Consider the following 13838-nt stretch of genomic DNA (forward strand, 5'->3'; position numbering starts at 1 on the left):
GCTTTTCCAGCTCTAATGTCCATGCATTGGCTCACAACTGGGCATGCGTCGCAGTTGGGCAAATTGCCCTAGGTCGGCGCTTTCCGGCTTGATTTCGGTCAAATCGCCGGGGAGACGCGTCCGCCTCGCGGCAGAGCCGGGCGCTTCAGGTGGTCCTGAAGCGCAGCATGCCGTCGCCGTGCATCTGGGCCGTCAGACGGCCCTCGACCAGCATGTAATTGACGTGGGCGACCAGTTCGCCGGCGGCGAAGCCCATCTGATGCTCGTCCAGCACGTGCTTGTGGAACACCACCGGCACCAGCTCCTTGGAGGTCTGCGGCACCTCGCGGCAGGCCTCGGCGATCAGCCGGCAGCGCTCCTCATGGTGGTCGGCGAGCTGCTTGATCCGGGTCTTCAGCCCGTAGAACGGCACGCCATGTCCGGGCAGCACCATCACGTCGTAGGGCAGGGTCGTGGTCAGGCTGGCGAGCGAGGCCAGATATTCGCCGAGCGAGTTCTGCTCGGGCTCGACCGCCCAGACGCTGACATTGGGCGAGATCTTGCTCAGCACCTGGTCGGCGGACAGGAACAGCTTGTCGGCCGCGCAATACAGCATCACCTGGTCGAGCGCGTGTCCGCCGCCGGTGATCACCTTGAAGCGCCGCGCGCCGATCACGACCTCGTCGCCATGGGTCAGGCGGTGATAGGACGGCGGCAGCACCGACACCCGCTTCAGATAATCCTGGCCGCGGCCGAGCAGCTTCTCGGTGAGGTCCTCGTCCATGCCGTGGCGGCGGAAGAACAGCCGCTGCGCGTTGCGCCGCTCCTCGGTGCCGCGGTTCTGGTGATAGACCGATTGCAGGTATTCCACCTGCGACATGAACAGCGGGCAGTCGAAGCGCTCGGTGATCCAGCCGGCGAGACCGACATGATCGGGATGCGAATGCGTCACGATCAGCCTGGTGACCTTGACGTGCTTCAGCGGCCCATCGAACAGCGTGGTCCACGCCGCGATCGACTCCTCGTTGCCGAAGCCGGCATCCACCATGGTCCAGCCGTCGCCGTCGGCGAGCAGATAGATGTTCACGTGGTTGAGGCGGAACGGCAGCTTCAGCCGCGCCCACAGCACGCCGGGGGCCACCTCCACGACCTGGTCGTGGCCGGGATGATTTTCCCAGGGGTATCGCAGTGCCTCCGCCGAGGAGGGAAGGCTGTCGGTCTTCTTGTCCATGCTACGGGCTTAGCGGCACATTGCCCGCCGCGCCAGCCGAAAATCAGATAGCCGTCCGGAGAATGGGGCCGGATTTCCCGGGAATTCCGTAGCCCGGATCAAGCCGGGCCATGGATCGTTTGGGAACGCCGCTAGGCCGCCCGGATGTTCGACAGGAAGCCGTCGATCTCGGCGCGCAGCACGTCGGCCTCGCGGCGCAGCGCGTCGGAGGCGCTCAGCACCTCGCCGGCAGCAGTGCCGGCCTCGGCCGAGGCGGTCGAGACGCCGACGATGTTGCTCGACACCTCGCTGGTGCCGCCGGCGGCGTGCTGGATGTTGCGGGCGATCTCGCGGGTCGCCGCGCCCTGCTCCTCGACGGCGGCGGCGATTGCGGTGGTGACGTCGTTGATCTCGCCGATCGTGCTCGAGATGTTGCGGATCGCGGTGACGGCTGATGTCGTCACCTCCTGCATGCTGACGATCTGCTGGCGGATTTCCTCGGTCGCCTTGGCGGTCTGGCTCGCCAGGTTCTTCACCTCGGAGGCGACCACGGCAAAGCCACGGCCGGCCTCGCCGGCGCGCGCCGCCTCGATGGTGGCGTTGAGCGCCAGCAGATTGGTCTGCGAGGCGATGGTCTGGATCAAATCGACCACGACGCTGATCCGCGCGGCGTTGTCGGCAAGGCCCTGCATCGTGCTGTCGGTGGCGCTGGCTTCCTCCACCGCCTTGCGGGCGATCTCCGCCGAGGTGACGACCTGGCGGCTGATCTCCTGGATCGAGGACGACAGTTCCTCGGTGCCGGCCGACACCGTCTGCACGTTGACCGAGGTCTCCTCGGCGGCCGAGGCCACCGCGTTGACCAATGCGCTCGACTGGTCGGCGGTCGCCGACATGCTCTGCGCGGTCGACTGCATCGAGTTCGCCGCGGTCTGCAGGCTGCCGAGCGCACTGCGGACCGTCGATTCGAACGTCGTGATCTGCGTCTCCATGCGCGAGGCGCGCTCGGCCTTGGCGGAGCGGTCCTTGTTCTGGTTTTCGGTGAGCTCGCGGCTCTCGATCATGCTCTCGCGGAACACCTGAAGCGCGTCGGCCATGACGGCGATCTCGTCGCGCTGGCGGCTCTGCGGGATCTCGGTGTCGAGGTCGCCGTCGGACAACAGCTGCATCGAGCGCTGCAGGCCGCGGATGCGGCGCAGGATGTTGCGCCCGACATAGAGCCAGACGAACAGGAACGAGCCGACCAAGGTCAGCGCGCCGAGGCCGATCATGACCGCGGTGGCGAGCGAGATCTGCTGCCGCGCCTGGAAGGTCGAGGCGTCGGTCTCCTTCTGGACCGCATCGACCAGCTGCTGGACGCTGATGCCGAGCCCGACATTGAGCTTGCGGGTCTCCTCCAGGATGGTCTGGCCGTAATCGATCGAGTCGAGCTCCTTCTGGCGGACCTTGAACACGCCGGTCTTGCCTTCGCCCAGCACGAGCAGCTTCGAGGCGGTGTCGCGCACGGCGACGATCGCCGGATTGTTGGGCAGGTCCTCGAGGTTGGACTTGATGCGCTCGCGGCCCTTCTTGAACTCCGCCTCGATCGCATCGAGCGTCTCGCTGGAATTGGCCGACAGCGCCGCGGTCATGTCGGCGGCCATCAGATTGCCGATGGACAGCACGTTGCTGATCTGGCCGACGGTGCGCGCCGCTTCGGTGGCGTCGTCGGCGGAAACTTCAGCCGAGGCGAGGATGGCGTTGAGCCGGGTCTGCGCGTCGAGCATCGCGGGACCGGCCGCGGAGACGAAGACCGACTGCGCCTTGCGCAGCGCGTTGTACTGCTTGTCGCGCAGCGCGCCGACCTCGAGCCGTTCGCGCGCCGCCGAGATCAGGCTCTTGGTCGCCTCGTCGGTGTTCTTGACGTTTTCCTGCAGCGCGCTGACGACGGATTTGTCGGCGCCGAGTTCGATGATCTCGCCAAGCTTGGCATTGGTCTGCTGCGCGACCTCCTGCACCTTCTTGGTGCGATCGTTCAGCGCATCCTCGCTCTGCACGGCAAGCAGGCCGGGACCCTGGGCTGCGAGCGAGGCGCTCTGTGCGGACAGTTGCAGGCTCGCGGCGAGCCGCGGAATGTCGCGGCCGGAGAGATCGCTCATGGTGCCGCCGAGCTGATGCAGCACGATGCCGGCGCCTGCGCTGATCACCAGCGCCATGGCTGCGATCACGGCGAACGCTGCGAAGAGGCTGCCCCTGACGCCCATCTGCGGCAGGTGGATACGCTTGAGATTTGGTTTGCCGAGCTTGAACCGAAACGCCATTGCCCCGTATCCCCCTGGCCCACTACCCCTGGCCACTACTCTTGGATGTTTCCCCGGCGCGGGAGTATCGGTGCGGCGGGTTAACAAAATCGGGAAAATTGCGACAATCTGCTGGATTTTTCAGGGCTTCCGCGCACGGGCTTGGTTCGCTGTGCGGAATCGATGCACGCGAACGGACGCAAAAGGGCCGGCTTGCGCCGGCCCTTCCACTCTTGGTTGTGATGATCCGTAACTTTAGTAGCGGCCGTAGGCCGGGCCGCCGAGGTTGAAGCGGTAGTTGAGGCCCGCCTTCACCGTGTGCTCGTCATTGTGGAAGCTGCCGACTGGTACCAGCGCGCCCGGCGCGGTGAAGCGGCTGTCGCCGAAGTCGTAGTACTGGTACTCGACCTTGGCCGACCAGTTCGGGGCGAACATGTATTCGGCGCCGCCGCCGATGGTCCAGCCGTTGCTGTGGTTGTCGCTCAGCGCGAAGCCGACCGGCGCGCCGCCGAGCGTCACCGTTTCGTTGTTGTCGGAATAGGCGTAGCCGCCCTTCACATAGATCAGGCCCGGGCCCCAGGTGTAGCCGACGCGGCCGGTGATCGAGCCGATGCCGCGCTGGTTGTTGTTGTAGACGTAGACGCCCGGGAAGATCGCGTTGAGCTGGTGGCCGCCGAGCCAGGAATACTGGCCTTCGACGCCGATCACCCACATCGGCGACAGCTGCCAGTCGTAGCCGGCCTGCACGCCGCCCATGAAGCGGGCGTCGGAATTGGTCAGCGCGAGGCCGTTGAAGGAGCTGTTGCTGCCCGAGAACGCGCCGCCGAGATGGCCGCCGAGATAGAAGCCGGTCCAGTTGTAGAGCGGAGCGGCGTAAACAGGCGCGGGCGCCTTCTGATAATAGCCGCGGTTGAAGTCGGCGGCGTGAGCGGTCGCGCCAAAGGCAGCGAGGGCAGCCGCTGCGGCTGCGGTTGCGAGCAGGAACTTCTTCATAAGGCAGTCTCCGGACAAGTCATGAGGCGCAGCGTGAGTGGCGCCATCCATGGCCGAGGGGTTAGACCGCATTTGAATAAAATTTCTCACCGAAAGACGGCTTGGAGCGTTAAGTCGCAGCCTTTGCGGTGAAACGTTTTGTTGTGCCTAACGAACGCTTAAGCGGGAATGACGGAAGGCTTAACGCGCCGCTTCTCCCGTTAACCAAGCCGCCGTCCGCGCATCGAGACACCAGTCAATCAAGCCGCCTGCGCACGTCGTCGCGGATCTGCTCGCGGAACGCTTCGCGGCGCGCGGCGCGTTCCTTGACCGGAACGTCGTGGCGATCGAACACGTCGAACTTCTCCAGGATCGGATAGTGCTCGCTCGCCATCGCCAGCACGCGCAGCAGGCCCGCGACCTTCGGGGTCGGACCGGTGACTTCCCACTTGCGGAGCTTTTCGGCGCCGCCGGCCGCCGGCAACCCGCACAGCTTCGCCATGTCCGCCGCCGTCAACTTGCGGCCGAGCGCCTCGCCGAGATGTTCGCGCAGTTTTCTTAGTTCTGGGCCGGTCACTCTTGGGTCCGCTCCGCGATGGCAATGTGAAGTGAGTCACATGACGTGCTCGGGGCGAGGTCTATACGCCGCGCATGCGACTTCTCAAGGAAATCATCATGCACGGCATCATCGAAAGCCTGAGCCCCGAACACGCACAGATCGATTGGAAATGGGTCGGCAGTGTGTTCGTGGTCTACGTCGCGCTGATGATCGGCGGCGTGGGCCTGCTGCTCGCGCATTGATTCGGCGAAGGGGGAGGCGAAGGCGGACGGCGGCCGTGGTGGCGCGGTCCGATCGTCGCGCAGGCCGGCCACGGCTGCTGGAGCCAGATCGTGCGTCCTTGACGATCCCCGAGAGCCGGCAGCGATATCCCGCCGGCGCCTGGCGTTCGGCGCCGACAGGATGGACTCAGGCCGTCAGCGTGAGGCGAGAGCGCCAGCCAACCGAGCTGACTTGCCGGCCGGCTTCGGTGTCGACCGCGTTGCCACCACAGGTCCGGATGGTGTCGCATTCGTCGGCCAGGCATCGGGGAACGGCGGAGCAAAATGGTGCGCCTTCAGAGCCGCGATGTCCCAGGAGTTCAGGCAGGTTTTCCCGCCATATTCCGCCGAATAGTAGAAGGCGTGAAACCCGATACCAACAGCCGACGCGAAACGGTCGCCCTTGGTCGCTCCGTCCACATAGGCCCTCAGCTTCGCGCAGAACTTGGGCAGATTGCCCGACCAGGGAGAATCGACCGCATTCTGGGCATTGTTGAATTGGTTCTGAAGCTCGCCGTACCGCTCGGTAAACGCTCCGTCGACCCCCGGCCAGCCGTTCAGGCCATCAACATGCAACCCGCTGTCTTGCACGATCTTGTCGATCGAGATGACGGTGGTTCGGCCGCTTCTGTAGCTGATGTTGCTGGCGGTTGATCTGATCTCATACTGCTTTGGATCAGGCGATTTGGTTTCGGCAAACGACTCCATGATCGAGTTCACGCCGCTATTGAGTGTGGTGATGGCGTTGGTGTTTTTCTGCAGGAAGGAGACGACAGGGACGATCGTCGCTCCGATACCCCCGGTGCCCGTGGCCACCGATCCCAGTGCGACGGCACTTGCGCCGACGGTCGTAATGCCGCTCACAAACTTCGTCGGGTCATTGAATCGAATGGTGTCCGACTGCTTGTACTCAAAGTGCATCCTTATTTTCGTGTTGGCCGGAACGTCGGTGATGATGGTGCCATCGCAGTTCTGAATTTGGGTGTCGCCAAAGTTGGCCTTCGCGATGATCGGCACTTTGACCTGCTTGGTCTCGTTGCTCTTGGCGTCCGGGAAGGTCACCACGGCCGCGAGGGCGACAGACCGATCGCGAATATTGAATCCATCCTGGAACATGTTGCCGGTTCGCTTCGGTCCGACCCAACCCGCTGCCACGTTGTTCAGGCTCTGCGCATTGTCGCAGAGATTGCGGACTTTGAGATCGTACTGGAAAACGTCCCTGGGACCGTCGAAGGGTCTTATGACCGGCGGCGAGCCCGAAGCACGCTCGACATCCCCCAACTCAAAGCCAAATGCAGACGACGATGCCAACAGCGCAAGAGCCGCGGGCAGCAAGGTTTTGGTGCGCACGTGATATCTCCCAATTCAATGTGGTATTGCGGAGCTTTGAAAATTCGCCAAGTAACAGTAGCTCCATAGAAGTATGGCTCTGGCCGAAAATCAACCAAAAGTAGATTTTGCGATTTGGGGGAAAGTCAGGCCTCGGTCCGGCCTATGACGAGAGGGGCAGATGAGGCGGTCGTCGCGTGTCGCGATCACGCCGAGATCGGGCAGATGATATGTCGGTTGACGCGGGACCTTGACCAAGACACGCGCATTTTTTTGCTGACCCATAGGGCTATTGCAAAGTCTGATCGAGGAATGAAGCGCTCGATCTCACAAATGCGGGCCGCAAGTGCATAGCGTCTCGATAGATGGGGTCTCCAGCCGGGGTGAGGGTCGGGCAACGTTCCTTTTCACAAAGGCTATGAATGGGATCGATGACCTTGACCCCAGCGGCGGCGAGCGCGGCGCGAAGTGTTTCTGTGAGGCTCAGGCCCTCGCGTTGGGTTGTTAGTTCGACCGGGCTCGGGACGATCTCAAAGGAGGTGAGCTTGCGTCGGATCATGCTCGGAGGGCCCATCAACCCCGAGTACGGGATGTTCATTATGGCAAAGACCGTTCGCCCTTCTTGGATGAACTCCTTTGCCATTGCCGCCAGAGCGTTGATGGCGCCAGTGCGGCCATCGGGCGTTGATGCGCTCTGATCTTTGTATCGATACGGCGAAGCGGAGTTGAGGTACCCCCACCAATGCGCGCCGAGCACGACGGTCTTGATGTCCTTGTCGCGAATCGCGGCTTTGGCTGCATCGACGAAGCCGACGCAATAAGGATGCTGGACATCCGTCAGGTCCGGTATGGGTGGACAGCCGCCGTATGTGAAGAAGTATATGCTGTCCTGCTTGAATTGATCCTGCGCACCGATCGCCTGAACGCGCGGCCAGTACATCTCCATGTTGCTGTCCCCGAAGAACAGCACGGAATGCGGCCCGTTCAGGGGCTTGTATTTGCGCAGAACGAAGCCCGTCCATCCGAGGGATTCAAGATCGTCGGTCGGATAGGACCACTCGCTTGCGGCATTGATGATACGATCGAGGCCGTACCTCTGGGCATTTGAGGTGAATTGGTCTGACGCGATCATCTGTCCAGTGAGACCGATTGCGACGCACAGTGTCGCCAGGACAGCAGCTGCCGAGCGTTTGGCGCGGGACGACCCAAATCGAATTGGCCGCTCAATCAGATAGTAAGTAGCGGTAGCGCAGACGACCGCGGCGACGACGAGCGCCCAGGTCTCGGCATTGCCGGGGGGGGCGCCTCGATAGATGGCTGCGAGCGATAGTATCGGCCAATGCCAAAGATAGAGAGGATAGCTGATCAAGCCGATGAATACCGCGGCGGGATTTGCCAAGAGGGCGCGGTTAACGGAGGCGGTCGGCCCGGCCGAAATCAGCAGCGCGGCGCCGACTGTCGGGAAAATGGCGCGCCAGCCGGGAAAGAGCTGGTGAGCGTCAAATTGAGTTGCAGCGATGGCGATTAGGACGAGGCCAAAGAGCGCGCGCAGATCGGGCGAACAGATCCGCTCAACGGCGGCAAACAACCGGGCGGTGACTGTCTCCGACGACACGGAACGAAACGCAAGGAGACAGCCGATCAGCAGTTCCCATGCTCGTGTGGTCGGCATGTAGAACGTCTTCACCGGGTCGCCCGCGACACTCGCAAGATTGAGCACAAGAGACGCGATCAGCGCGACCCAGATCAGAGCGCCGAGCGCGAACCGACTACGATAGAACAGAAGGACGATGACCGGCCACGCCAGATAGAACTGCTCCTCGATGGCAAGAGACCAGAGATGCAGCAAAGGTTTCTGGATCGAAGCCTGGTCGAAGTAACCGGCCTGCCCGAGAAAGACGAAATTCGCGAAGAAGAACGCGCCGCCGCGTATCTCTTGGCCGAGGCGTTGCCATTCTGCGGGTAGCAGCCACAGCCATCCAACGGCGCAGGTCGCGATCAGGACGAGCGCGAGTGCTGGGAAAATTCGACAGATCCTGCGGATGTAGAAGCGCAGGAACGAAAACCGGTAGGCCTCCATCTCGGAGAACACGATGCCGGAGATGAGGAACCCGGAGATGACGAAGAAAACATCGACGCCGATGAATCCCCCCGGCAGCGCCCGTGGGAACGCATGGTAGAGCACGACCGTACCGATCGCGATCGCGCGCAGTCCATCGATGTCCGGACGGTAGGAGTGCTTGTTCATGGAGCCCCGCGGGGTGGTGCTACCACCCTCGCTCAATCCCCCGCAACCCACATCAGACTCACCCAAGACGCCTCAACGAGGGCGTGATGACTCTTTGCTTTTTCGTCGGCCATCAGCGACCCGACGGGAGTAGTAGCTCTTTGGAGGGCGGCAGTGTGGGAAGAAAGCGCTAAAACGCTGAAACCCTTGAAAAGATGGTGCTGCCAGACAGGATTGAACTGTCGACCTCTCCATTACCAATGGAGTGCTCTACCACTGAGCTACGGCAGCATGCCCGGGAAAAATTGAATCGGCCCCATGGGCCCGTCCAAGCGGGCGGTTCTTGCCACAGGCCTCCCTTTCGCGCAAGCGAAACAGCGCCCCTCCTGCCGGGCAAATCGGCAGAAATCACGTTCCGGGTCGGTGATCTCGACCAATTCGGCCGATTTCGGCCCGATTGGGGTTCCCGACCGTAAGGGAATGCGACCGTCCGCCTGCGGCCGAATCATGTCGTGGTGCGCAACTGGCCGACCGGGCAGGGTGCGCGGGCGGCAGCCATTGTCTATGCTCGGTCTATGCTCGGCACGCGAAAAGGCGTCGGCGGTTTGAGAGTTCAGCAATGACGGGTGATCGGGACAGAGGCGGCGGGCAGGCCGGAGCCCGCCTGAAGGATTCGCGGCAGGATCGCCTCAAGTCGGCGCTGCGCGAAAACCTGAAACGGCGAAAATCCCAGGCGCGCGGTCGCGAGGATGTGGCTTCCGAACCGGCCGACGGCTCGCTAGATCACGCCTCGCCGGATGACGCCGGCGGAAACGAGCCGGGCAAAGTGACAGGTTAAAGCCGCGGTTCTGATCCAATGAGAACTTTCGCATGGCGCAAGTGATGAGGGTACGTCGTTCCGGGGCGCGAAGCGAACCCGGAACCTCGAGATTCCGGGTTCGTGCTTCGCACGCCCCGGAATGACGAACGTCAAGGTGAGCAAAGGAAGCGAGTCGCCGAACATGGCTGCAATCGATGAGACGACGATCAATCGCCTGAACGCAACCGCCTACGCCTTCCCGCGCCATGAACAGACCTTTCCGACCTTAACGGTGCATGAGATCGAGCGGATGCGCCGCTTCGGCGAGCCGCGTTCGTACAAGGACGGCGAGGCGCTGTTCGAGACCGGCACGCCCGGTCCCGGCATGTTCGTGGTGCTGTCCGGCAGCGTCGCGATCACCCAGCGCGACGGCCTCGGCCGTGTCACGCCGATCATCGACCAGGGGCCCGGCCAGTTTCTCGCCGAGATCGGCCAGCTCTCCGGTCGCGCCGCGCTGGTCGACGGCCATGCCGACGGTGTCGTCGAGACATTGCTGCTGCCGCCGGACCGGTTGCGCGCGCTGCTGGTCGCCGAAGCCGATCTCGGCGAGCGCATCATGCGGGCGCTGATCCTGCGCCGCGTCAGCCTGATCCAGGGCGGCGCCGGCGGACCGGTGCTGATCGGCTCGGCGTCGGTCGGCAACATGGCGCCGCTGCAGAATTTCCTGGCGCGCAACGGCCAGCCGCATCACGTGCTCGATCCCGAGGCCGACACCGATGCCGCCGACCTCGTCGCGCGCTATTCGCCGACGCGCGCCGAATTGCCGCTGGTGGTCTGCCCCAACGGCACGGTGCTGCGCAATCCGTCCGAGACCGCGCTTGCGATGGCGCTCGGCATGATCGGCAGCCACGCGGAAGACAGGCTCTACGATGTCGCCGTGGTCGGCAGCGGCCCGGCCGGGCTCGCCACCGCGGTCTATGCGGCGTCCGAGGGGCTGTCGGTTGCGGTGTTCGATTCCCGCGCCTTCGGCGGCCAGGCTGGCGCCAGCGCGCGGATCGAAAACTATCTGGGCTTCCCGACCGGCATCTCCGGCCAAGCGCTCGCCGGGCGCGCCTTCAACCAGGCGCAGAAATTCGGCGCCGAGATGCTGATCCCGGTCTCCATCAAATCGCTCGACTGTTCGAAGGCGTCGGGCGCGTTCAAGCTCGCCACCGGATGCGGGCACACGCTGCGCGCCAAGTCGGTGGTGGTCGCGAGCGGCGCGCGCTACCGGAGGCCTGCGATCGACCATCTCGAGCGCTATGAGGGCCGCGGCGTCTGGTACTGGGCCTCGCCGATCGAGGCGCGGCTCTGCGCCCAGCAGGATGTCGTGCTGGTCGGCGGCGGCAACTCCGCGGGGCAGGCCGCGGTGTTCCTGTCGGCGCATGCCCGCAGGGTCAACATGATGATCCGCGGCGGCGGGCTCGGCGCCAGCATGTCGCGCTATCTGATCGAGCGTATCGAGGCGACGCCGAACATCGAACTGATGTTCAACACCGAGGTGATCGGGCTCGAAGGTGCGGAGACGCTGGAGCGCGTGCGCTGGCGCAGCCGGCTCGCACCCGACGAGTTCACGATGGATATCCGCAATCTCTTCCTGTTCGTCGGCGCCGATCCGGCGACCGGCTGGCTCGAGGGCTGCGGCGTGCAGGTCGACCGCGGCGGCTTCGTCAAGACCGGCGTGCAGAACGGCGAGGGCACGCCCGCCGTGCCGCTGCTCGAGACCACGGTGCCCGGCGTATTCGCGGTCGGCGACGTCCGCTCCGGATCGGTCAAGCGCGTCGGCGGCGCGATCGGCGAGGGCGCGCAGGTCGTCGCTGCTTTGCACGGCTATCTCGCCGATGGTGGCAGTCCGACGCTGTAGGAGCCGCTCGCGAGATCGATCCCCGTCATCCTGAGGTGCGAGCGGAGCGAGCCTCGAAGGATGAATCGGCCACCGTGCGGGCCGTGCATCCTTCGAGGCTCGCAAGAGATCGCACCTCAGGATGACGGGTTCACCAAGCGCGACAAGTAACGAGGCCCGCAAATGACAAAAAGCTGCACCCATATCGCCGGCATCGAGGACGTCACGCCGAGCGCGCGCGGCTGCGAGGAATGCCTGAAGAGCGGCCCGCTGGCTGCATTTGCGGATTTGCCGGACCTGCGGCCATGTCGGCTGTTGCGACGATTCGCCGAACCGGCATGCGACGGCGCATTTCCACGCCACCGGCCATCCCGTGATCGAGGGCTATGATCCGCCGGAAGGCTGGGGCTGGTGCTATGTCGACGAGGTGCTGTTCGACCTGTCGAAGCGCAAGACGCCGCATGACGGGCCGATCCCGCGCTATTATTGATTCAACTTCTCATGAGACGCACTGGTCGCTGCATCCGATAGGCGCACGCACTATCACCGTCATCCTGATGAGCGAGCGAAGCGAGCCGCGAAGGATGAATCGGTCAACAGACGGGCCGCGCATCCTTCGAGGCTCGCCGAAGAGGCTCGCACCTCAGGATGACGGGTCAATCAAAGTTAGCGCCGGCGAATTCTCATGAGATGTCGCTCGTCCTGCCATCGAACCATGTAGCAATTTTCAAAGACGCATCGTAACGTAGTGCGGGTTCTCAACGGGGGAGTGTGCGACATGACGACGTTGGTGCTTGTGCACGTCATTATCAGCCTGATTGCAATCGTCGCCGGTGTGATCGTGATGTTCGGCCTGCTCGGCTCGCGCGCGATGCCCGGACTGACTGCGATCTTCCTCGTTCTCACCATCCTGACCAGCGCCACCGGCTTCGTGATCCCGCCACTGATCACCGAGAAGGTGCTGCCGTCCCAGATCATCGGCGGGCTCTCGCTGGTGCTGCTCGCGATCGCCTGCATCGCGCTGTATGCGATGCAGCTCAAGGGCGCATGGCGCCCGATCTATGTCGTGACCGCGATGGTCTCGCTTTATCTCAACGTCTTCGTGCTGGTCATCCAGAGCTTCCTCAAGATACCCGCATTGCAGGCGCTGGCGCCGGCCGTGCCGCCGAACCCGCCGTCCGGGCCGGTGTTCGGGGCGGTGCAGGGCATCGTGCTGGTGTTCTTCGTCGTGATGATCATCGGCGCCTGGCGCCGCTTCAGGCCGGTCAATTTCGCCTGATCCGGGGCGGATGACATCAATTCGAGACGACGCACAGCATAGAAGATGATGTGCGGCGGCGTGTCGGCGACACGCTGTCGCCGGAGGTCCGTTCACGCGTAGGCGGACCAAAGAATCAGCAACAAGAGGAGCAATCAAATGCCCACCATCACCACCAAAGACGGCGTCGATATCTTCTACAAGGATTGGGGTTCGGGCCAGCCGATCGTGTTCAGCCATGGCTGGCCGCTGTCGTCGGACGACTGGGACGCGCAGATGCTGTTCTTCGTGGGTCACGGCTTTCGCGTCATCGCCCATGACCGCCGCGGCCATGGCCGCTCGGCCCAGGTCGCCGACGGCCATGACATGGACCATTACGCCGACGACCTCGCGGCCGTCACCGCGCATCTCGACCTCAGAAATGCCGTCCACGTCGGCCATTCCACCGGCGGCGGCGAGGTCGTGCACTACATCGCCCGCCACGGCGAGAGCCGGGTGGCGAAGGCGGCGATCATCGCGGCCGTGCCGCCTTTGATGGTGCAGACGCCTGCCAATCCCGGCGGTCTGCCGAAATCGGTGTTCGACGGCCTGCAGGCCCAGGTCGCGGCCAACCGCTCGCAATTCTACCGCGATCTGCCGGCCGGGCCGTTCTACGGCTACAACCGGCCCGGCGCGAAACCGTCGGAAGCCGTGATCCAGAACTGGTGGCGGCAGGGCATGATGGGCGGCGCGAAAGCGCATTACGACGGCATCGTCGCGTTCTCGCAGACCGATTTCACCGAGGACCTGAAGAAGATCAACGTGCCGGTGCTGGTGATGCATGGCGACGACGATCAGATCGTGCCCTACGCCGATTCCGGCCCGCTCTCGGCCCAGCTTCTGAAGAACGGCACGCTGAAGACCTACAAGGGTTTTCCGCACGGCATGCCGACGACGGAAGCGGAGACGATCAACGCGGACCTGCTGGCGTTCATCAAGGGCTGAGGCGCGGGCTGCGCTCGCTTGGGAACGCTGACTAAGTGCAACTTTCCTCTGCGCCAAAGTGAGGGAGCCACCGGCGGAAGGGTTCCCTCCCCCCTTGCGGGGG

Annotated in this window: 10 protein-coding genes, 1 tRNA gene and 1 pseudogene; 5 read left to right on the top strand and 7 right to left on the bottom strand. The window is 63.8% G+C overall.

All coding sequences use genetic code 11. The features are described 5' to 3' along the window. Positions 1–145 precede the first annotated feature (145 nt). The 4 genes from QMZ05_RS28330 to QMZ05_RS28345 all read right to left on the bottom strand — a co-directional run bounded on the left by QMZ05_RS28330 (position 146) and on the right by QMZ05_RS28345 (position 5014). Entirely contained in the window at positions 146–1210 is a 1065-nt protein-coding gene (locus QMZ05_RS28330) for an MBL fold metallo-hydrolase (protein ID WP_353703749.1), read from the bottom strand. 131 nt (positions 1211–1341) lie between these two features. Next, a complete protein-coding gene (locus tag QMZ05_RS28335; protein WP_353703750.1) occupies positions 1342–3486 on the bottom strand; it encodes a HAMP domain-containing methyl-accepting chemotaxis protein in 2145 nt (714 codons plus the stop codon). A gap of 234 nt (positions 3487–3720) precedes the next feature. Next, positions 3721–4458 carry an outer membrane beta-barrel protein gene (locus QMZ05_RS28340; RefSeq protein WP_353703751.1) on the bottom strand — a complete coding sequence of 246 codons (738 nt, stop codon included), beginning with the start codon at positions 4456–4458 and terminating at the stop codon, positions 3721–3723. Between the two features lie 235 nt (positions 4459–4693). Next, on the bottom strand, positions 4694–5014 hold the full coding sequence (locus QMZ05_RS28345; protein WP_353703752.1) for a hypothetical protein: 321 nt from the start codon (positions 5012–5014) through the stop codon (positions 4694–4696). 98 nt (positions 5015–5112) lie between these two features. Here QMZ05_RS28345 and QMZ05_RS28350 point away from each other — a divergent pair, with 98 nt between their 5' ends. Then, complete coding sequence (locus tag QMZ05_RS28350) at positions 5113–5238, top strand: hypothetical protein (protein ID WP_353703753.1); 126 nt, start codon at positions 5113–5115, stop codon at positions 5236–5238. A 174-nt stretch (positions 5239–5412) separates the two neighbouring features. On the opposite strand, the gene QMZ05_RS28355 is transcribed toward QMZ05_RS28350, so the two are convergent. The 3 genes from QMZ05_RS28355 to QMZ05_RS28365 form a co-directional block, all read right to left on the bottom strand. Beyond that, a complete protein-coding gene (locus tag QMZ05_RS28355; protein ID WP_353703754.1) occupies positions 5413–6606 on the bottom strand; it encodes a hypothetical protein in 1194 nt (397 codons plus the stop codon). A gap of 268 nt (positions 6607–6874) precedes the next feature. After that, entirely contained in the window at positions 6875–8833 is a 1959-nt protein-coding gene (locus QMZ05_RS28360) for an acyltransferase family protein (RefSeq protein ID WP_353703755.1), read from the bottom strand. Between the two features lie 195 nt (positions 8834–9028). Continuing rightward, positions 9029–9103: transfer RNA gene (locus QMZ05_RS28365), tRNA-Thr, on the bottom strand. A 710-nt stretch (positions 9104–9813) separates the two neighbouring features. Here QMZ05_RS28365 and QMZ05_RS28370 point away from each other — a divergent pair. From QMZ05_RS28370 to QMZ05_RS28385, 4 genes and pseudogenes are all read left to right on the top strand, one after another. After that, complete coding sequence (locus QMZ05_RS28370) at positions 9814–11514, top strand: FAD-dependent oxidoreductase (RefSeq protein ID WP_353703756.1); 1701 nt, start codon at positions 9814–9816, stop codon at positions 11512–11514. Positions 11515–11676: 162 nt separating this feature from the next. Continuing rightward, positions 11677–11983, top strand: a pseudogene (locus QMZ05_RS28375) (UBP-type zinc finger domain-containing protein). Between the two features lie 288 nt (positions 11984–12271). Then, positions 12272–12772 carry a hypothetical protein gene (locus QMZ05_RS28380; protein ID WP_050423373.1) on the top strand — a complete coding sequence of 167 codons (501 nt, stop codon included), beginning with the start codon at positions 12272–12274 and terminating at the stop codon, positions 12770–12772. 138 nt (positions 12773–12910) lie between these two features. Next, a complete protein-coding gene (locus tag QMZ05_RS28385; protein ID WP_353703757.1) occupies positions 12911–13735 on the top strand; it encodes an alpha/beta hydrolase in 825 nt (274 codons plus the stop codon). The last annotated feature ends 103 nt before the right edge of the window (positions 13736–13838 follow it).

Source organism: Bradyrhizobium sp. INPA03-11B, assembly GCF_040446015.1.
GTDB lineage: Bacteria > Pseudomonadota > Alphaproteobacteria > Rhizobiales > Xanthobacteraceae > Bradyrhizobium > Bradyrhizobium macuxiense_A.